This is a genomic window from Cohnella terricola (genome assembly GCF_007786475.1).
Taxonomy (GTDB): domain Bacteria; phylum Bacillota; class Bacilli; order Paenibacillales; family Paenibacillaceae; genus Cohnella; species Cohnella terricola.
This window is the reverse complement of the sequence record NZ_VNJJ01000008.1, coordinates 76,194-96,047: the sequence shown is the minus strand read 5'-3', so window position 1 is coordinate 96,047 and position 19,854 is coordinate 76,194. Positions and strand designations below refer to the sequence as shown.

The window sequence follows — 19,854 nt, the reverse complement described above, 5'->3', positions numbered from 1 at the left end:
TTCTCCTTTTTCGCGGCATTCATAACCGAACCGCCTGCTTTTTTTCATTTTGATCCAAAAAGGCTTTCAAGCCTTCCAAATCCGGAGTACCCGTGCTTCCGCCGAAAGCGCTGACGGACATCGCACCGCATACATTGCCGTATCGGAGGCAGGTCTCGGCATCCTGCCCGTTCAGAAACCCGAACAAATAGCCGGCATTAAAGGAATCTCCGGCCCCCGTCGTGTCTACCGCTTGGACCGAATAGCCGGGGAGTCGGGTCAAAATCCCCTTATTCATCGAGATAGCCCCATCCGCTCCGAGCTTCACCACGACGTTGCTGCCGAACTGGCCCATATACCTAAGGCTGTCTTCAATCTTGTCTAATCCCGTATAATGAAGCGCCTCTGTTTCGTTCATCAAGAAAACATCGACAAACTTCATCAGCTCGAATACGCTCTTATCCCATTCGCCGGAATCGTCCCAGCCTACGTCGCAAGAGAGGGTAAGCCCCTTCTCCTTGAGTTTTCTGGCTAAACTCATATATTGGTCGTGATTGCGCCTTCCCTGGTACCCGGTCACATGAACATGTCTTCCCTGCGCGATTTCATCAAGATTCAGGTTATCCATGCGAAGCTCCGAATTCGAGCCGGCGTAGGTGATAAAAGAACGATCCGTCTCGGGATTAAAGGCAATAGAGATACCCGTATTATGGATTTTACTCGCCTGCACCATTCTGGTATCGATACCATATTCGGCAAAACGTTCCCGAATATAGCGACCATGAACGTCTTCTCCCAGCACTCCGTTAAAAGCCACGCGAACGCCGAGTTTGGCGAGAGAGATGGAAAATAAAGCTGCTCCCCCGCCGACATGCATCATCATATTGTCCACGAACGCTTCCTGACCTCCATCAGGAACTTTGTTGCCACCTACGACCACGAGATCGATATTGGCATCCCCGATCACTACCGCATCTATAGTTTTCAACTGCTTCTCCCTCTTCCAATCGCTTTATGATTAAGCCTCTTCGCTGCTCTTCAAGTCGTTACAGCTGTCGCGAACAACCAGCTTATGTTGCAGAATGACATCTTCTGCTGGCGAATTCTTACTGTCTGCAATTAAACGGAGAAGCATGTCAACCGTCACCTTGCCCATTTCCAGAATCGGCTGTTGCATGGAAGTCAGGCGCGGGCGCACTTGCTCGGTCAATTGGCTGCCGTCAAAGCCGATGACTGACAAATCTTCCGGAACCTTCAGACCGTGGTCATGAATGCAATTCATGGCTCCGACCGCCATATCGTCGCTAACCGCGAATACGGCCGTGGGATAAGGTTCTGAGGCCAGCATCTCCTTCATCAACTCGTATCCGCTCTGCGTCTTGTAATCGCCGAAGCGGATATAGCTTTCCGGCACCTCGATGCCGCTATCCTCTAGAGCGCGGATGTAACCGGCATAACGATTCTGCCCGGAGGTAATATCCCTCATATCGCCGCCGATAAAACCGATTCGCGTGTGCCCAAGCTCGATAAGATGCCGCGTAGCATCATAAGCTGCCGCGTAGTCGTCGATGATGACGGACATGAACTTCTGATCGGCCGGCTTGACGCTGGAGAAAATAATCGGAATAGAGAACTTGTTAATCAGTTCCCGGATTTCTTCGTTCAACTTCTCATGCATGATAATAATGCCGTCAACCCGCATCTGCTGGAACACTTGCAAATATTTCAGTTCTTTATCTGTGTCTTCGATGATGTTGCAAACCAATAAATTATAGTCGTTAAGGCTAGCGGTTTTCTCAATGGTGCTTAGGATTGTAGAATAAAAACTTGAAGTGACGTCGGGAACGATTACGCCAATCAGATTGGTCTTCCTTCGGACGAGACTTCTTGCGATATGGCTTGGAGAATATCCGAGCTCGTCAATCGCCCGCTGCACCCTGATTTTCAGATCGTCCTTGACGTACCTCTCACCGTTAAGCACCCTGGAGACCGTTGTTACGGATACACCCGCTTGCTTGGCGACATCCTTAATTTTCGGCGCCATCATCGTCACCCTGCCCTTCCGTCAACTGAACATGACCCTATCTTCGAATCTTAACTTTTAACCGCACCTTCCATGATCCCCGCGATAAATTGTCGGCTGACCAGAAGGAAAAACACGATCAACGGAACCGTTGCCAGCAGCGTACCTGTCATTACCATGGAATAATCTCCGGTATGCACCGATTTTAGCTGTTGCAAGGTTAACGTCAAAGTAAATTTGGAAGTATCCGTCAAGACGATCAACGGCCAAAGATAATCCTCCCAGACACCCATGAACGTCGTAATCGCCAGAAAAGCAAGCGCCGGCCGGAGAATTGGCAATGCCACGCGCCAGTAGAGTCCGAATTTGTTGCACCCGTCGATACGGGCTGCCTCCAGCAGATCGTCATGAATGGCCAGCGCATATTGTCTGATCCAGAAAATCCCGAACGCCGTAGCCATTCCCGGAATAATGAGAGCCTTGTAACTGCCCAGCCAACCCAGCTCTTTAATGATAATGAATTGCGGGACAAGCAGCATCTGCGCAGGAATCATCATCGTGGCCATCATCAGATAGAACAGCACTTTGGAACCGGGAAATTTGAATTTCGAGAACGTAAAGCCCGTCAACGAGTTGAAGAATAGCTGAAGCGTCGTACTGACGACCGCTATAAGAACCGTGTTGAACAGCGCACGGTAGAAGTTGATGTTATCCATGACATGATTGTAGTTCGTCATGAAGTAATTACCGAAGGTCAGCTTCGGTGGAAAAGCAAAGATCGCGCTCGTTTCGTTCGTCGACATGACGATGAGCCAATAAAATGGGAATATTGAAAATATAACACCGATTAACAAAAAAGTATGCACAAATATCTTTTTTGCGGTCATCTTGTCTGCTCCTTTTTTATCAATCGTCCGACTTGTTGAAAAATTTCCAGTTCAAGATGGAAATGAGACCGATGATGACAAATAGTACCCACGAAACCGCGGCCGCGTAACCGTAGTTCTGGTAAATGAAGCCCTCTCGGAACATATAGAGAACGATCGTCTCCGAGCCTGGGTATGGAGCCTGGTTACCCGCCAGGACTTGAGGTTCCGTGAAAATTTGAAATCCGCCAATTGTAGACATCATTACCGTGAACAAAATGATCGGACGTAGCATGGGAATCGTAATTTTGGTGAAGGTCTGGAACATCGTCGCACCGTCCAGATCTGCTGCTTCATACAAATCCTTAGGTATCCTTTGTAGACCGGACAAATACATGACGGCGTTGTAGCCTAAATATCTCCAGGCGATCATAACCGCAATCACGACCCGAACGCCCGTACTGGAATTAAACCAAGCGATTTTGTTCAGACCGACCATTTCCATGAAGTAATTGACCAGCCCGTATTCATTCCCGAACATGGACTGAAATATGATGACGACAGCAACCATAGCCGTTATATTCGGTAGAAAGTAAGCGATGCGGAAAAAAGCTTTGAATTTGACGATGGACAAGTTGATAATGAATGCGACGATCAAAGCGCAAACGAGCATCGGACCGTTAGCCAACAGCCAGATCGCGATATTGTTAACTAAAGCCTGCCAGAAGACCGGATCATTAAACATGTAAGAAAAGTTCTTGAATCCTACAGAAGTCATCTCTCCGATGCCGTCCCATTTATGCACGGACAAATAGATCGAGAAGAAGATGGGAAATACAGAAAAGATCAGAAACAAGATGTAAAAAGGAGAAATAAACAGATAAAGCGTTCTGCTTTTGTATATTTCTTTTAAAAGGCCTCCCATATTACTCCTCCGTAATTCGATGAGGCAGGGTCCATGTATCCTCCCCGCCTCATCTTCTATTTAAGTGCCAGTTAAGTCTGCTCTTCGATTAACGCGACAGTTGACGCGTAATTTGTTGTTGGGCATCCGTCCAGGCTTTCTCCGGATCTTTCTTCTGAGCGTCTACGGAACCGAGTGCCGCCGCAAGGGCATTAATGACCAGTTCGTCTCTGGAATCCGTATGTGCGGTCTGAACATCCTTGGCCGCTTCGCCGAATACCGTGCTCAGATCTTGGCCCCCGAAGAACTCGCTTTGGTTAACCATCTCCGGACTAGCGTAAATTTCAGGAGTGGATGGGTAATTGCCGAACTCCTTATAACCTGCGACCAGATTATCGGGGCTCACGAGGAACTTAACGACCTCATAAGCTTCTTTCGGATATTTGGTGGATTTCAGGATGCCCATAAAGGAGCCCCCCTGATTGCCTACCCCACCCGGCGGATAAGCGATACTCCATTTCCCTTTCGTGTCCGGCGCAGCCGAGATGACATCGCCCACTGCCCATGAAGCTCCCGTAAAGGAAGAGATTTTGCCGTTGTTCATAGCCGCATTCTTCTCCGAATCGCTGGAGAATGGGAAGGTTACCCCTTCTTTGTAAGCTTTAACCGCGAAATCCCAAGCTTTCTTGACGTGCTCCTTGTCACCGATATAGTTGCCGTCGTTATCGAAGTAGTTCAGACTGCTCTGACCCATAATGCTTCTGAAGAGATCGACAAGCGTACCGGATTGTGTACCTGTCTTCTCTTTCACTTGTTTCATGAGAGCCAAATAATCATCCACCGTTTTCACTTGATCCTTAATTTCTTCAGGCGTGCTGGCTACTCCAGCTTCCTTGAACAAGTCGGCGCGGTAGTACAACACGACGGGAGCAACGTCAATCGGCAAACCGATCAAATATTTGTCGTCCTGCGTTGCGCCCATTCTCCACTTCCACTCCAGGTATTGGGGCTTGATGTCGCTGGCGCCTTGATCGTACAGATTAACGAATTTGTCCTTGTAAGTCAGCATCGTCGAAACCCAGCTGTCCATCGTGACAATATCGGGACCGTTGCCGCCGCCGGAAATCGTCGTCTTTAATTTGGTCAGGAAATCTCCGCCGGAAGGCAGTTTCTCCGCTTGCAGGTCGATGTTAGGGAACTTGGCTTTAGCCGCTTCAATCGTGGAATCCGAGATCGCTCCGTTCCAATACCACATCTTGAGCGTAACCTTGCCGCCTTTACCGCTTTCATTTGATGGAGCAGCTTCGTTTTTATTATTCTGACCGCAAGCAGATAAGATCAGGACTAGGCATAGAGCTAGTAAAGCACTGGATAAGGCTTTGCGTTTCATGGATGTTTGTTCCCCCGATTCTGTTTAGTTTTGTCGTGATGGTTCAACAATGATACATCTCTTCGCAATTGTTGTAGCAGACTTACTGATAACAAACGCCCAGAACGGCTTCAAGCGCCCTGCACCACCACCCTTTCAGCTTTCCTCGGTTCACGCTTCATATACATTCTGGTATCGATTCCATATTGGGATGAAACTTATGATTCTGGTATCGATTCCAGAATCAGTGAAAAAATTTTTCTCGTTTCGAGCCTGTATTCTTCTGGTGTTCCTGGTATCGATTTCAGATTGAAGCGTTGTTTCTGGAATCGTTTTCAGATGTGGCTTGAAGCTAGTATAATATGCTCAGCTTCTTTTGACAATAGTTTAAGAGATTTTTCATAAACGCTTTCAATACTCTTGAACAAAACGTGTAATTCGGCCCTACTCCTTCAATCCCTCAAAATACTTATTAACCAGTTTTTTGGGAGCAATACTGCTCCATGCTTTTAAGATCAATCCTTTCAGTTCCTTTTCTTCTACACGTGTCAAATTGATATTCATATAATTAAGATTCGAAAATGAGTCCGGTACTTTAAATGTCTCGGGATCCAGTGTAGTGAGCATGGATCTATCCTCAGCAACAGTCTTCACGGTCAGTGTAAATCCATCATCCTGTATTACTGCAAAAATCTTATTATTCACTCGGAATGAGGGTTTCCCCCAATGATTAATTTCTTTTGACTCGGGGAGCGATAATGAAAAATGACGAACAGATTCAATTGTAGTCATTTGGATGGACTCCTTACATAGATTGAATGATTTGATTTTATTGCTCTTTCATTTCTCCAAATTATCTTCATACCACTGAACAATTTTAGGCATCATTTCTTCGAATCCACCTGGTATAAATATGTTAAGTATACCTGACCGTTCCTTACTCCTATTCATAAAATCATGAATTATATTAGCAGGAATTCTAATAAACGATCCTTTAGGCGCCTCAATCATTTCTTCTCCAACTAAAAAAGTCATAACACCCTCTAATACATAAAACAATTCTTCATTTTCATCATGTGAATGTGGTCCAGGACCATCGCTTTGCGCATCCAGCCACCATTCTGAAACAGAGTACCGGCTATTAGTTTCAGCACCATCGGCTAAAAATACACTCGACATAGAACCCATATTGTATTTACGTCCTAAACCGGGTGTAACAAATAACACATCATTTATGTTGTTGTTCTTTGTATTCATTTCCTCACCTCTCTAGCTTAATAAAAATAACCCTAACTCATCATGTCGGGGCTTGTTGTCATTTATATATGTCTAATACGCCAATAAATTATGATGCTCCAACTTTGATTTTTATACAACTTCCTGAGATTCTAACTTAAAATGCACTTGCGCCAATTTCTTATAACGTTCTTGTATTCACCACGTCTCACCGACTTAAGGACCCGTCAGGGTACGGTTGTTTATGATATTACATTTTTTACTTTTTTTATTTTAGATCCATCATATCTCCTATTGCTTTAAACATATTTGTTTCATCAGTTAATGTCTTTTTCATCTGTACTCCACACTTTTCACTACAAAGAGCAAATATCCCATCTTGTCCTTGTTTCTTTGCTTCCGAGTTATCCGCGACAATAATTTACGGAACACTTGTATTCCTAGTTGCTAGAAAAATTGATTGGATTGTCCCTTGAGCTTGTTTAAAATCTACTCCATCTTTGAATTTTACGTCCAAGCCCAAGCATCCATTGTTTTCTTTGATTTTCTTCATACACCAAGAACAACGAAGCATACTGTTAATTCCTCCGCTTTCTGATTATTGTACTTACTGCATTATTGCTTCAATCGATCCAAGACGTCGATCCCCCTTAGATAGCTCTATATCTTAGGAGGATCGATGTGTCTGCTCAATATTTTACTTTGAAATACTTCGGGCAGAACGAGGGCCAAATGGCCCGAAGCGTGAATATGGTGTTATACGAAGGTCCACTCTTCCTGCTTTATTTGCAAATCAATATTAATTCACTCATATCAATTATCCCTTTTGCCTTTAATAAAAAGTCCATTCCGACAATCCCATCGATATCTATCCCGTAATCCATTGTTCCTATATCAACCTTGAAATCTTCAACCTTAAATCCATTTACTTCAATTGCATCTACAGTCTTAAAAAATACAAATTCACTTCCACCTACACCGCTAATTGTTCCTAATACATCATCTAGTTCGACAGTCAATCCAATCTCTTCAACTATATCTAACTTTAAGATCGTACTTGATGAACCGGTATCAATCAGTACTCGTGGTAATCTAATGCTCTGATTATTGTACTAAATCTTAATCTCAATTAAAGGCAGATCACTGTTTGAAAGTTCAATTGATGCATTCATACCCGAACCCCTAGCCACTTGCGTTCTATAATTTCTAGCTCAATCTTACTTGTATGAGCAACATAAAGTTCTCGTTTAGGTTCTGTCTTATGAATTAATTTGTATTCATTTAAAGCGTCTTTGCCTTCATCAAATTGATTAATCAATGCTATTCGATCAACCACTCTTCTGCCGTTATCAGAATGTGCTTCAATTGCTTCGAAAAGTACCCACTGATCTGGATAATGACTTCTTAAAGTTTCCCAATTCACGGCTCCACCTCATTTCTCAGGCTTATTAAGAAAATTATACCATATCTTTGGTATTTTCAGCCTTTGTGGGCTTTCATCTAACGTCTGTCGTATTCACGACACGCCCCAGCCTAAGATAGCTCCTATCTTAGGCTGGGGCGTGTGTTGTCTGAGCTTCTTCCAGACTTTGGTTCTCGTCAAATACACTACAATCAATGAATCCAACGGTTTGTCCTTTCTTCATTACTTTTGCTTCCGCCCTGATCGCACCACTCCATACCGGCTTCAAAAAATTTATTTTTAATTCAATGGTTAAGCGATTTTCTTTCTATATTCAATCGAATAGCAAAGACGTATCCTGAGATTCATAAATATGAGCCGCACATGTGTCCAGCAACGATTGAAGCTTCCGATATAAGGCGCCGCCGAGACTTAGTCGCTTGACTCCAAGTTCCCGGAGCTTTTTACAACTTGTTAGCCCTGGTACAGACATAAGGTTAAGAGGAGCGGCTATTAGCGCTGTAACCGCTTTGATTTCGTTATCGTCTTTCAATCCAGGAACAAAAATTCCGCTTGCTCCGCTTTCCACGTAGGCATGAGCCCGGACCGTCGTTTCGTTGCGCGGATCTATATTCAGCAAATAGGTATCTGTTCTTGCATTAATATAAAAATCTTTATAGCCGCTCTTCTCTAGTGCCATTCTTATTTTCGACAAAAGCATACATTGTTCGTTCAATTTACAAGAATCCTCTATATTTATCCCCGAAACTCCTATATCCGCAAGCTTCAACACATTCTCGACGATCGTTTCCTCATCTTTTCCATAACCTGATTCAATATCAGCAGAAACAGGGATGTTCACATGATCCAATATCGTTTTTATGCGATTTACTAGAATATCAAATTCAATTGCTTCACCATCCGGATATCCCAAGCTTTTCGCTATTCCCCAGCTGGTAGTACCGATAGCTTCCTCTGCACCATTTTGTCTCCGTATTCATTTTAGTTCCAACTCCATAAACACATCCGCTCTTACATAGGGCATGGGCCCGATCTGCTCAACAGGAACGTGCTTGAATCCAACCGATTCGTAAAGATGAACAGCGTTCGGCAGCTTGTTGCTACTGCCCAAAAAGAGCTTTGTTGCGCCAAGTCCGCGTGCGCGGTTAATGGCGGCATGGATGATTCTCCGTCCGTATCCGCGCCCCCGCGACCCGGGTGTAACGCTCATCTTAGAGAGCTCTAGCACGCCGGTCCCATTCGGAACGAGTGCAACGCATCCGATTATCGAATCGCCTTCGCGTGCGATGAGTACGTCTCCCCCTTTGTTCACGATGTTCTCCACTGGGTTATTGAGGATAACCCGGTCCTCCTCTTCGATGGCAAAGAGGAGGGAGATCCATTCCTCGTTAAGTGTTTTGAAGGCCCGAGCCTCTTCAGGCGTCTGCATCGAAGTGATCGTGAGTACGGTTTCAAGCATCTATGTTTCCTCCTCTTGTATGTTTGACTCGATCCAAAACGACAAAAGCAAAAGCCAAGACAATAGCCAGACCAGCCGAGGTCATAACGGCAGACAAACCGGCATTATTCAAAACGAATGCACCGAGTACGGCTCCCACGCCTGAAGAGGAGTTGAACACGGTCGTATACACGGCTGACGCCGGTATCGCCGCCTCCCCACCTGTTCGCAATACCCATGTCTGGATACCAATAAAAAGTATCGAGATTGCCGCGCCCCAAACAACGAGCAGTGTCAAAACCGGCCCTACCCCGGAGCTCAGCCCGAATGTGCCCAGACCAATGAGCGATACGCACATAAGCAGTAGTGATACGGCGATGACCGTCTTCATGAAGCGGTCGATCAGCGCCCCAGTAAGCACATTTCCGAGCAAGCCTGCGGCCCCGAAGCCAAAGAGCATAGCGGCGATCATAGCGGGGGCAATGCTAGGAACGTTTCTCAGATACGGCTCGATGTATGTGAACGCTCCAAAATGCGCAGCTACCGTGAAGATCGCCACCGTATAGACGCGCCACAGTTTGCCGCTGCGCAGCACACTGGCCAAGGTGGCGAATCCGACCGATCCTGCGGTCTTTATTTGCGGAAGCACGATGACCATTAACAGCGCCGTGAACATGCAGGCCGCGACGAGGGTACCAAATGCCGCACGCCAGCCCCATGACTGTCCGATCACGTTGAGCAGCGGAACACCCAGCACGTTCGCAATCGACATGCCGCCGAAAACGATCGAAGTCGCAAGGCCCGTCCGGTTCGGAGGAGCCATCTGTGTCGCAAGAGCGGCCACCATTGCCCAGAAAACGCCATGCGACAGTGCCCCGATAACCCGCGCCAGCATCAGAAACGGGAACGAATGGGCGATCATCGCAAGTCCGTTCGCGGCAGCCAGCATCAGCATCAGCCCGATAAGTAGCGGCTTGCGCGGGAACTGGTTCGGCAGTACGGCGGACAGTAACGCGCTGCCTGCTCCAATCAGCGCATAGGCCGTTACGATAAGCCCTACCGTTGCGGGACTGCGCCCAAGATCGGAAGCGATAGACGATAGCAGTCCGATCGGAGCGAATTCGGTGGCGACAACAGTGAACATGGCAATGCCGAGAACAACGATCGCCAGCCAGCTTCGAACGTTAGTTTTCGACGGTACGGCTTGATTCAAAGCAACATTTGACATAGGATCCCCCCCGTATCGACCAGTCATATTGACTGACAGCCGAGTACCGCCTTAGAGACGTTCAATTCACGAAAACTTTCTGGCCATCCTGTCTTTGCTGGTCGAGACGATAGCTGACTACAGCCAGCAAGGATGCGGCGATTGCCACGATGCCTCCGGACCAGGATATATCGATCAGCCTCATGTTCGTTGTTACCCATCCTCCGAGAGCCGATCCGACCGCAATGCCGACATTCACGGATACAGGCGTAAGCGACGAGGCCAGATCCCGAGCAGCCGGAAAATGCCGGTCGGCCAAATCGATGAAGTATAATTGCATCGTGGAATTCATCGCATAGAGGACCAGGGCAATAAAGGAGATGCTTACCATCCCCCCGACCAACGAATTCGAGGAAACATACAGCGATGCAAGAATGACGGCCTGAATCAGGAACACATATCGAAGCTTACTGATCCCATCTCGTGCGGCCAATTTTCCGCCAATCAACGTACTGAAGATGGACACTGCCCCGTAAAGCAGAAACACTAAGCTGATATACCGTTTGGGCACCCCGAGCACCACTTGCAACAAAGGCGTCAGATACGTGTATACGGTATAAGTCGCCGCAATACTGAAGGCCGGAATGAAGAATGCGATCACAATACGCGGATGGGCGAGCAAGCCGATCTGATTTTTTAAGGAACTCCGCGTCCCTTTCAGCCCCTTAGGAAGGGTCGCCCAGCTGAAAATCAAGGAAATAGCCCCCAACATGGCGGTGAATCCAAACGCCATTTGCCATCCGCCCCATTGCCCGATAGAAGTGCCGATCGGGACTCCGATGACACTGGCCACGGTAAATCCTGCAAAAACGATGGCAATCACCGCCCCCCGCTTTTCGGCGGGCATCGTTTCGCTGGCAACCACCATCGCGAGCGCAATCAAGACTCCGGTTACGACAGCAGTGATGATTCGGGAAACAAGCAAAAGTGTATACGACTCAGACAGGGCGGTTGCGATATTGCCAGCTATAAAAATGGCGATCAGCGTCAGCATGAGCGGATATTTGGCAAACCGACTGAACAGAGCCGTTAAGATCGGTGTGCCGATTGCAAACGACAAGGCAAACGCCGATACAAGCACCCCGGCTGTAGATATGTCGATTTGAAAATCAGCCGCTACTTCTGTAAGCAGCCCTACAATAACAAATTCGCTCGTCCCCAGCACAAAGGTTAATAGAAACAAATTCAACGTCAACAATTTATGGTGTCTTGTCAACACTTCCACCCTCTCTCCTCCTCCTACGTCTAATCTAAGCTCTCTCGACGGCAATCTGCACCTCCGCGACATAAGCTTCCGGATCGCCTGTCTGTTCATGAGGGATGCAAATTTCGCGCCGCGGCTCATTTTCGATCATTCGATAACCATTTCGCTCAATCCACAGCGCCAGTTCCGTGCTTGCGGTGCAACGGCTCGTCGTCCGGCAATAATGGATCAACGTGGCCATTAGCGGGATGCCCTGCAATTGTTGGACTGCAAAGGGCGACCGGCTTGGCACTTTATCGGTTAGCAGCCGAGCTGCTTCAATGTCCATATCTTCATCACTTTCCTCAGAGCCATGCCACAAAATAATCTGCGACAAGGACGATCGACCGGCATTGCCCAAATAATCGTCCAGTTGCCGAAACATATCCGGAATTTGCCGAAAACAAGTTCTTTGCCGATAAGACGCCACCAATTGCGGTTCCACTTCCTTCAGCACGACATCATGCGTGAACCTCTGTTTTCCCTCATACTCGATGGCGTCTAGCCGTTCTTGGATGCGAACCAACTTGGCCTGCTCTTTGTCCACATTGGACTGTATCTCGTGCTGCTTGAACCGGAACATCCCTCTGATTTGCTCAAGCGGAATTTGCTCGTCGATCATCCGACGGATTTCCTCCAACGAGAACCCCAGTTCTTTATAGGCCAATATGCGGTGAAGCTGAAATAACTGATTGGCAGTGTAGTATCGGTATCCAGAATAAAGATCGGTATGGGCCGGCTTGAGCAAATTCAGCTGGTCGTAGTACCGTAGCGTCTTGACAGACACTTGGCTGATCTTCGAAAACTCGCTGATTTTGAACATAAATGCACCCCTCAATTGTAGATATTGCGCCTCTGCTCACTTCTTCAGAAGTATAACTTTTCCGTTAAGGGGAGAGTCAAGATGAGGGTGAAAAAAAGCTGCACATCGATGTGCAGCTGGTACAGCTTTCAGTTCCGGCGGATGAAGTCTGCAACGAGACGTCCAATTTCATCCGGTGCATCCTCTAGACAATAATGACCCACGCCTGCTAGTCGGTGAACGGGAGAATCGGGGAACAACTCTGTGAACAGCGGCAGAAAATGTTCAGCATGCAGCGTTCGGTCAGACTCTCCCCAAATGGCCATTGCAGGCTTCGTGCGAATCATGCGGACGGCTTCGGCATTAGGTAATTCAAACTGGTGTGCGCCTGTAGCATATCCTTTTGCCCAGCCGATCGCTCCGAGACAATCCGACGGATCGGCAAAGTGTGAGCCGTAAGCCGCCAGCCAGGTGTCGGTAATTAGGGTATTGTTCTCAAAACCGTTCAGTTTGAGCGTGCTGAGAATATTAAAACCGAGTTGGCCCAACACGGCTTCGAGACTCCCGTCTTTCTCCGCCTGGATAACCCATTGGAACCAGGGCGAGACGCCTACATTGGCGCTCAACCGGTCTCCGAGGCTGGACTGGCCGAACGGTGTCGGCCCATTGGTCGAGATCAGCCTGCGGATGCGATCTGGATGACGGGCAGCAAATCCCATCCCCACCGGCCCGCCAAAATCGTGCATAATCAACGTGATATCCCTCAAGTCGAGCGCAAGCACGAACCGTTCGAGATTGTCGATATGATCTTGCAGCCAGTAGCTACGATCCTGAGGAGTCGCGCTTTTGCCGAACCCCATATGATCAGGGACAATGACACGACTGTCCGAGCTCAGGACCGGGATGAGGTGCCGAAACATATAGCCCCAGGTTGGCTCGCCATGAAGACAAAGCACGGTATCACCTCCGTGCGGCCCTTCGTCAACATAGTGCATGGCAAACCCAGGAGCGTCGGTGAAGTGTGGTGTGAATGGGTAGGTACCGTCGCAATCCGCAAGCGGATCGCGGTTGAGTTTATAAGAATACTTCATGAGAAATGTTCCCCCTTAGAATTGAATCGTAAAATCTGGCTGGCCGAATCAGTATAAGCAGTGGGCGTCAAATGGCGGGTAAACGCCCAGAATAGTAATGCCAGAAAGCTTATGGCCGAGCCCAATAGGCATACACCAGTCCAACCAGCCCACGCATACACGAACGTCGAGATAATCGAGCCGGCAGCGCTGCCGAGGGAATAGAAAATCATGTACCCGGCAGTAAGCCGGCTATGAGCCTCGGGGCGAACACTGTAGATCATGCTTTGATTCGTGACATGCACGGCCTGCAAACCGAGGTCGAAGACGATTACGCCAGCGATCAAAGCCCACAAGGAATTAATAGTGAACCCAATCGGTAGCCAGGACAGCAACATGATGAACAGCCCGATGCCGGTAACCCGCTGACTCCAGCCGCGATCCGCCATCTGCCCTGCCCGAGCCGCACCCAACGCTCCAGCGGCGCCAGCCAGGCCGAACAACCCGATCTCGGTATGCGAGAGCGAAAGCGGCGGTTCGCTGAGCGGAAACACCATCGGCGTCCACAAGACCGTAGTTGAGGTGAAGATCAGGAAGGCGATCAAAGCACGTATGCGCAAAATCGGCTCCTCCAAGAACAACATGAAAACCGAGCGCAGTAATTGCGGATAAGTTATCGTTCCCTTCACCTTGTCGTGCTCCGGCAGCACACGAAACAACAGTATGGTGATGAGCAGCGTCAAGGTCGCCGATACGAAATAGATCGCCCTCCAGCCCGCGAGATCGGCCATGAACCCCGCGATGGTCCGCGCCAGTAAAATACCAATGACAATGCCACTAGTCACAGTTCCTACTACACGGCCACGCTCAGCCGGCGCTGCCAATACGGCCGAGAATGCAACCAGCACCTGCGTGACCACCGCGAGTAACCCAACCAAAGCGCTGCTGAAAAAGAGCAGCGTGCTATTGGGAGAAAAGCCGACAGCGACGAGAGCCGCTACGGACAACGCTGACTGACCAACGATTAACCGTCGGCGATTCAGCAAATCGCCAAGTGGTACCAACAGCAGAAGGCCAAGTGCATACCCGATCTGAGTGATGGTGACGACAACCCCGACAGTCGACTCGCGGATGCCGAACTCGACTGCCATCGCGTCAAGCAGCGGCTGTGCATAATAAACATTGGCCACAGCAAGCCCGCAAGCGATGGCAAACAGCAAACCAAGTGTACGCGATAGCGATGAATGGGGCGTGGAAGCACTGGTAACGGGTTTACTCTCAGAAGCCGACCCGGTAATCCAGGTTTCTCCGGCACCTCCCTCCGCTATGTCTTTAAGCTTTTCCATATCTACTCTCACCTTTCAGGTTGGGTTGACCAGAGTTAATTTCAATCAATTACGTACCGAATAGTATAATATACTGATCGGTATATAAATCAATGTAGGTTAATATACATGAAGATTTAGCATGACGTCAACCACAAAATGATATGAATTTGACTATTTTTTAGCCTTGAGATATCATTTTAATATACTGAACGATATAAAAAGAAAGAGGATTGCATATGGTTCGGCCTCGGACGTTTAACGAAGAGCAAGCATTGCATGCCGCGATGGAACTGTTTTGGGAAAAGGGCTACGAAGCGACCTCATTAAGCGATTTAACGGCAAAAATGGGCATTCAACGGCCAAGTCTCTACTCCGCGTTCGGCGATAAGATGGAACTTTTTGAAGCTTCACTTCGCAAATACAATCAATCCCATGCTTCTTATGTGCGCGCTAGGCTGCAGAGCGTGCCGTCTGTCAAAGAAGCGTTTCGCACTTTCTTTGCGGGCATTGTGGCGGAAGGATACGAGGATGGTCCATACCGGGGATGTTTTTGCCTCAATGTCATGGTCGAGCTTGCTCCACATGATGCCAAATTTGAAGTGCTGACCAGAGAGCACCAGATGTATTTGGCGGCGATCTTTCAGGAAACCATTGAACGGGGGATGCAATCCGGCGAACTAGGGAATCATGTGAGCGCCAAATCGCTCGCCCAGACACTCGTCGTTTCAATGATCGGTCTTACCACGTTGATGAAATCACGCCCCGATCGAACATTTGCGGACAACGCCGTAGCGACCATTGTCGCCTTGCTAATTTGATAAAAGTTGTAATCAGACTTGCTCCACCATAAAGCCAGATGTCTTTACCAGGCTTATTCTTTAATTTATTTACTTCTTCAAGAATACTATCATTTATGAATATTGCTTTATTATCAAACTACTTCTCAACTTGTATATTGTTATTAAATAGCAAGGTGGTGCAGGGCTTGATTGTAAAGACGGATCGATTAGTTCTACGTGATTTTATTTCTGGAGATTTACAGGAAGTTCACAAATATGCTTCTGATGAAGAGGTTTGTAGATATTCCGACTGGGGACCAAACAGACTCGAAGACACGGAAGCATTCATCGAACAAGTTGTTGAAGAGCAAGGCATTCATCCAAGAAATCAATTTACTCTTGCTATTATTGTTAAAGAAACGAATGGATTAATCGGAGCTTGCAGTTTTAAAAGAGACGGATATCAAGGGGAAATTGGTTATAGCATAAATCGTAACTATTGGGGATTTGGTTTTGCTACAGAGGCTGCTAAAGCAATGCTCAACTTTGGGTTTAATGAGCTGAATCTTCATCGTATCTATGCGACATGTAGACCAAACAATGTGGGCTCTATTCGGGTTTTGGAGAAAATCGGCATGCGTAAAGAAGGCCACTTACGAGAACATCGATTCTTCAAAGGCAAATGGCACGATTCATTTGTATATGCAATTTTATGTTCCGAAATGATGAAATTAAGTGGCGGGTAACCAACATCCGGACCAAGTGTTTCAACAGCGCCGAGGTCATTGCTATGACCGGCGCTGTCAATTCCTTCATAAGCTCATATTAAAACGAGGTGGTTCTCCCCCTCTTATTCTACATCTAACAATCGTTGACCTAAATAAAGCTCGAAATCCCCTTGTCGTCCAAATCCTAGCGCCATCGCTTTTGATACTTTATCCTGCGTGCCCGGGGCCATCGCTCCCTGGATAAACGCCGATCTGGATTCTAGCAATTCCGAAGTCTCTGGTAGTCCGATACGATTAATGAGCCGTTTAGCATCGCTTATCGCCTGGCGATCTATGGTCGAAATTCTACGAGCCAAGTTCTCGACGAACTCCTCCAACTCCACGTCGGCGATCGCCCTGTTTATCCATCCGTAACGTTCCGCCGTTAAGGCATCGTAATCGTTCGCGCCCAGAATGATTTCCAACGCTCGCGCACGTCCCGACAGACGGGACAACCTCTCAATTGCGCCACTGCCTGGCACGATGCCTACGGCGACTTCCGGCTGTCCGAAGACGGCTTTTTCTAGGCTGGCAAACCGCATGTCGCATGCTAGGGCAAACTCGCTGCCGACTCCCCGAATCCGGCCCCGAATTTCAGCGATGCTGATGACCGAGGATTTGGAAAGCCGTGTCGTGAAGTCAATAAGCGGCGGAAGATCAATGGCTTTCGGCGTTTTTTGCTTCTCTCCGGCGCGTGTCATGTCATAGTGAGAGATAAAAAAATCAGGATCAGCGCTATCGAATACGACAACCTTCAGCTCGGGGTCGCTCTCGATTTGATCCATGAGCTCCAACAGCTCATATACCGTATCCGGATCAACCAAATTGATCGGCGGGTTATGAAATGTTATGCGCCAGTATGATGGTGTTTTGCGATTGATAATTAATTGAGTGTTCGAATTCATATTAAAAACTCCTTTAATTGGACTGTGCGTTTTGACGACCGGAAGCATGGTACAGCAGCACGATTAATGAGCAAATACTAATCGCAGTCAAAACTCCGTACACGTATTTATAGGCGTGAATCAGTGAAATCTTCTCTTGAAAAGTAAGCAGCATCCCGCAAACCGCAACGGAAAATGATCCGCCGAAAAATTGAATCAGTTGCATAAAGCCCATGCCAGAGCCGATCAGCTCAGCTGGTAAAATACGGGATGTTTCGTTATTTAAGGACGATAACGATGTCGAGACCGCTGGAGAGAAGAATAGATATCCTATAAGAAAGACAGCCGATGACACACTGACGTTCGTCCAAAAAAGCGTCAATACCAAAGCCAAAATGACATGCCCGATCAACAGAAACCGTAAATTTCCGTATCGGTCGATCCAGCGCCCGACGTAACTCGTCAGAATAGCGGATAAAACAGCTCCCGGCGCGATCGTAAAGCCGATTTCTAGCGGCGATTTGCCAAATAGGTTCGCAAGCGCAAGCGGCATTAAAAACAAATTGCCGAGATTCATGAACAGAATGCAGAAACCGACCAGAAGCAATCTCCGATATGCAGGAATAGCCAATACGTCTGGATTGATGAACGGTGCTTTGGCACGTTTAATGTACGCAGCATGCACCGCAATTGATAAAATCCCGACTCCCAACCATACGATCGAGCGATGCGATACAGCAGTCAGAATCGTCACGGCATTCACGACGATCAGAAGGGCGCCTACGATGTCAAACCGGAACGGCTTGGGCTGCTCTTTAGGGAGCAGACGTAGCAAAATCGGAAGAAGCACAAGCACGAGGCAAGTGACAGCAAACAACCCGTTCCAACCGATGAACTCGCTGATCAGCCCGCCTACAATCGGCCCAAGCCCGAATGCCATGGCGGATCCCGCAGAAATCATCGTAATTGCTCTGCCGCGCCTTTCGTAAGGAATGTACCGACTGGCGATGACGAGACCGAGTCCCGCCATCGAACCAGCGCCGGCGGACTGTGCGATCCGCGCAATCAGCAACGTATGAAAACTATTCGCGAATATGCCGAAGATTGAAGATAGCCCGAGTATCGCGAGTCCGACCGCCATCAATCTTCGAATTGGCAGCGTGTCTGAAAGCCTGCTATAAATGACCGTTGACAAGGCGTAGCCGATCGAGTAACTGGAAACGATCCAAGAGCCAAGGTCTGCTGAAACGCCGATATCCCGAATGATGCTTGGAATGGAGACGTTAAACATCGTCGTGTTCATGATGACGATGAAAACACCGATTGTCCATACCGGTATGACGATTTTATCTTTCATGTGGATACCGTCCTGTCGTGTTGTTATACCTCGATAATTACCGTTGCTCCTTTACAGTTCAAGAAATCATTTTTGAACGACCGTTCTTAAATTCAAATGCTCTGCAAGTCGTACAACTTCTTTTCCATTTTATCCATTTTCGCTGCTCTCCTTTACAATTTAGATCATGTTATTTTCCCATGCACCTCGAATTTCCACGCCTGACGACTTCGCTGCTCGTTCCAGTTCTTCAATTTCCTTATTTGTCAATTTGACGTCAATGGCAGAAATAGCACTGGCAATGTGCGATGGTTTTGTTACGCCGATAATCGGTACCGTTCCCTTGTTGATTGCCCAAGCAATGGCGATTTCAGCAGGAGCGACATGATGCCGTAAGCCGATTTCTCTCATCAGCTCCGTCAGGTTTTCAAGTTTGGCAAGTACCTCTTCATTAAAGGCATCTCCTCTTCGGGTTCCCGCCTTAAAGGGATTCTGAGCATGATATTTACCAGTTAATGCACCTTGCTCCAATACCATATAGGAGAAGAAGATCAAGTCATTGGCATTGCAATACTCAATGATGCCGGCTTCTTCTGAAGAACGGTAAAGTAAGCTGTAATGGTTTTGAACTGCTGAGAGCTGGAGCCCCTCTTGAGCCAAAATGTCCGCCGCGAGCTTAATCTCATCTAAATTATGATTGGATACGCCTGCGTACTTGATTTTTCCGCTTTTTATTAATGGGATCAGTTTTAGCGTCCAGCGTTGAACGTCTTTCGGATTGTGGATCCAATAAATATCAGCATGATTCGTTCCAAGCCGTTGCAAGCTTTCTGCGAGGCTTTCTTCAATAGCGTTGTCTGACTGCTCGATGCGAGGCGTAAATTTCGTTGAGATCAGGACGTCGTCTCTTCCTTGAATGAACTTTCCTAGAATTTCTTCCGAAGCGCCCATGCCGTAAACCGCGGCCGTGTCCCAAAGATTCAATCCGGCGTCCATTGCCGCATTAAATATGGGCTTTAAATCCTCGGACATCAGATCATTTCCAAAAACCGCGTCCCCTCCGTTGGCGCCGGTTCCCCAAGACCAGGTACCGAGAGCAATAGCCGGGATACGGGTGTTTTTTAGCTGAACGGTTTTCAT

Annotated in this window: 22 protein-coding genes and 1 pseudogene; 2 read left to right on the top strand and 21 right to left on the bottom strand. The window is 47.7% G+C overall.

From position 1 onward, the window contains the following. Window positions 1-19: 19 nt before the first annotated feature. The 17 genes from FPZ45_RS15400 to FPZ45_RS15315 all read right to left on the bottom strand — a co-directional run bounded on the left by FPZ45_RS15400 (window position 20) and on the right by FPZ45_RS15315 (window position 14,966). Window positions 20-967 (bottom strand): carbohydrate kinase family protein, encoded by a 948-nt coding sequence (locus tag FPZ45_RS15400; RefSeq protein WP_144703511.1) that lies wholly within the window; start codon window positions 965-967, stop codon window positions 20-22. Window positions 968-997: 30 nt separating this feature from the next. Beyond that, the gene (locus FPZ45_RS15395) at window positions 998-2,026 is read right to left on the bottom strand and encodes a LacI family DNA-binding transcriptional regulator (RefSeq protein WP_246120464.1); all 1,029 of its coding nucleotides are present in this window, start codon (window positions 2,024-2,026) and stop codon (window positions 998-1,000) included. Between the two features lie 47 nt (window positions 2,027-2,073). Continuing rightward, window positions 2,074-2,889, bottom strand: a complete 816-nt coding sequence (locus FPZ45_RS15390; protein WP_144703508.1) for a carbohydrate ABC transporter permease — start codon at window positions 2,887-2,889, stop codon at window positions 2,074-2,076. Between the two features lie 19 nt (window positions 2,890-2,908). Next, window positions 2,909-3,793 carry a carbohydrate ABC transporter permease gene (locus FPZ45_RS15385; protein WP_144703505.1) on the bottom strand — a complete coding sequence of 295 codons (885 nt, stop codon included), beginning with the start codon at window positions 3,791-3,793 and terminating at the stop codon, window positions 2,909-2,911. 88 nt (window positions 3,794-3,881) lie between these two features. Continuing rightward, window positions 3,882-5,162 (bottom strand): ABC transporter substrate-binding protein, encoded by a 1,281-nt coding sequence (locus FPZ45_RS15380; RefSeq protein WP_144703502.1) that lies wholly within the window; start codon window positions 5,160-5,162, stop codon window positions 3,882-3,884. Window positions 5,163-5,585: 423 nt separating this feature from the next. Beyond that, the gene (locus FPZ45_RS15375) at window positions 5,586-5,933 is read right to left on the bottom strand and encodes an MmcQ/YjbR family DNA-binding protein (RefSeq protein WP_144703499.1); all 348 of its coding nucleotides are present in this window, start codon (window positions 5,931-5,933) and stop codon (window positions 5,586-5,588) included. A gap of 48 nt (window positions 5,934-5,981) precedes the next feature. Then, entirely contained in the window at window positions 5,982-6,398 is a 417-nt protein-coding gene (locus FPZ45_RS15370) for a cupin domain-containing protein (protein ID WP_144703496.1), read from the bottom strand. Window positions 6,399-7,159: 761 nt separating this feature from the next. Then, entirely contained in the window at window positions 7,160-7,453 is a 294-nt protein-coding gene (locus FPZ45_RS15360; RefSeq protein ID WP_281284909.1) for a retropepsin-like aspartic protease, read from the bottom strand. 92 nt (window positions 7,454-7,545) lie between these two features. After that, window positions 7,546-7,800 (bottom strand): hypothetical protein, encoded by a 255-nt coding sequence (locus FPZ45_RS15355; protein ID WP_144703493.1) that lies wholly within the window; start codon window positions 7,798-7,800, stop codon window positions 7,546-7,548. Window positions 7,801-7,927: 127 nt separating this feature from the next. Continuing rightward, window positions 7,928-8,089, bottom strand: a complete 162-nt coding sequence (locus FPZ45_RS15350; RefSeq protein ID WP_144703850.1) for a PaaI family thioesterase — start codon at window positions 8,087-8,089, stop codon at window positions 7,928-7,930. A gap of 24 nt (window positions 8,090-8,113) precedes the next feature. Then, entirely contained in the window at window positions 8,114-8,746 is a 633-nt protein-coding gene (locus tag FPZ45_RS15345) for an isocitrate lyase/PEP mutase family protein (RefSeq protein WP_281284908.1), read from the bottom strand. Between the two features lie 30 nt (window positions 8,747-8,776). Next, a complete protein-coding gene (locus tag FPZ45_RS15340) occupies window positions 8,777-9,259 on the bottom strand; it encodes a GNAT family N-acetyltransferase (RefSeq protein ID WP_144703487.1) in 483 nt (160 codons plus the stop codon). Next, window positions 9,252-10,466: an MFS transporter gene (locus FPZ45_RS15335; RefSeq protein ID WP_144703484.1), complete on the bottom strand. Its 1,215-nt coding sequence runs from the start codon at window positions 10,464-10,466 to the stop codon at window positions 9,252-9,254. Before FPZ45_RS15335 ends, FPZ45_RS15340 begins: the two co-directional genes overlap by 8 nt. Window positions 10,467-10,527: 61 nt before the next feature. Next, the gene (locus tag FPZ45_RS15330; RefSeq protein WP_144703847.1) at window positions 10,528-11,721 is read right to left on the bottom strand and encodes an MFS transporter; all 1,194 of its coding nucleotides are present in this window, start codon (window positions 11,719-11,721) and stop codon (window positions 10,528-10,530) included. A 34-nt stretch (window positions 11,722-11,755) separates the two neighbouring features. Continuing rightward, entirely contained in the window at window positions 11,756-12,571 is an 816-nt protein-coding gene (locus FPZ45_RS15325) for a MerR family transcriptional regulator (RefSeq protein ID WP_144703481.1), read from the bottom strand. Between the two features lie 128 nt (window positions 12,572-12,699). Further along, window positions 12,700-13,641: an alpha/beta fold hydrolase gene (locus tag FPZ45_RS15320; RefSeq protein WP_144703478.1), complete on the bottom strand. Its 942-nt coding sequence runs from the start codon at window positions 13,639-13,641 to the stop codon at window positions 12,700-12,702. Continuing rightward, complete coding sequence (locus FPZ45_RS15315; RefSeq protein ID WP_144703475.1) at window positions 13,638-14,966, bottom strand: MFS transporter; 1,329 nt, start codon at window positions 14,964-14,966, stop codon at window positions 13,638-13,640. Before FPZ45_RS15315 ends, FPZ45_RS15320 begins: the two co-directional genes overlap by 4 nt. Window positions 14,967-15,184: 218 nt before the next feature. Between FPZ45_RS15315 and FPZ45_RS15310 the strand changes: the two genes are divergently transcribed. Continuing rightward, window positions 15,185-15,766 (top strand): TetR/AcrR family transcriptional regulator, encoded by a 582-nt coding sequence (locus FPZ45_RS15310; RefSeq protein ID WP_144703472.1) that lies wholly within the window; start codon window positions 15,185-15,187, stop codon window positions 15,764-15,766. Here FPZ45_RS15310 and FPZ45_RS15305 read toward each other — a convergent pair. Further along, window positions 15,759-15,881: pseudogene (locus FPZ45_RS15305) on the bottom strand (dihydrofolate reductase family protein); the annotation flags it as partial. The gene FPZ45_RS15310 and the pseudogene FPZ45_RS15305 sit on opposite strands and share 8 nt — an antisense overlap. A gap of 52 nt (window positions 15,882-15,933) precedes the next feature. Between FPZ45_RS15305 and FPZ45_RS15300 the strand changes: the two are divergent. After that, window positions 15,934-16,473: a GNAT family N-acetyltransferase gene (locus tag FPZ45_RS15300; RefSeq protein ID WP_144703469.1), complete on the top strand. Its 540-nt coding sequence runs from the start codon at window positions 15,934-15,936 to the stop codon at window positions 16,471-16,473. Window positions 16,474-16,577: 104 nt separating this feature from the next. Here FPZ45_RS15300 and FPZ45_RS15295 read toward each other — a convergent pair whose 3' ends face one another. From FPZ45_RS15295 to FPZ45_RS15285, 3 genes are all read right to left on the bottom strand, one after another. Next, window positions 16,578-17,399 carry an enoyl-CoA hydratase/isomerase family protein gene (locus FPZ45_RS15295; RefSeq protein ID WP_144703467.1) on the bottom strand — a complete coding sequence of 274 codons (822 nt, stop codon included), beginning with the start codon at window positions 17,397-17,399 and terminating at the stop codon, window positions 16,578-16,580. A gap of 13 nt (window positions 17,400-17,412) precedes the next feature. Next, window positions 17,413-18,735 carry an MFS transporter gene (locus tag FPZ45_RS15290; protein ID WP_144703465.1) on the bottom strand — a complete coding sequence of 441 codons (1,323 nt, stop codon included), beginning with the start codon at window positions 18,733-18,735 and terminating at the stop codon, window positions 17,413-17,415. Between the two features lie 159 nt (window positions 18,736-18,894). Next, complete coding sequence (locus FPZ45_RS15285) at window positions 18,895-19,854, bottom strand: aldo/keto reductase (RefSeq protein WP_144703462.1); 960 nt, start codon at window positions 19,852-19,854, stop codon at window positions 18,895-18,897.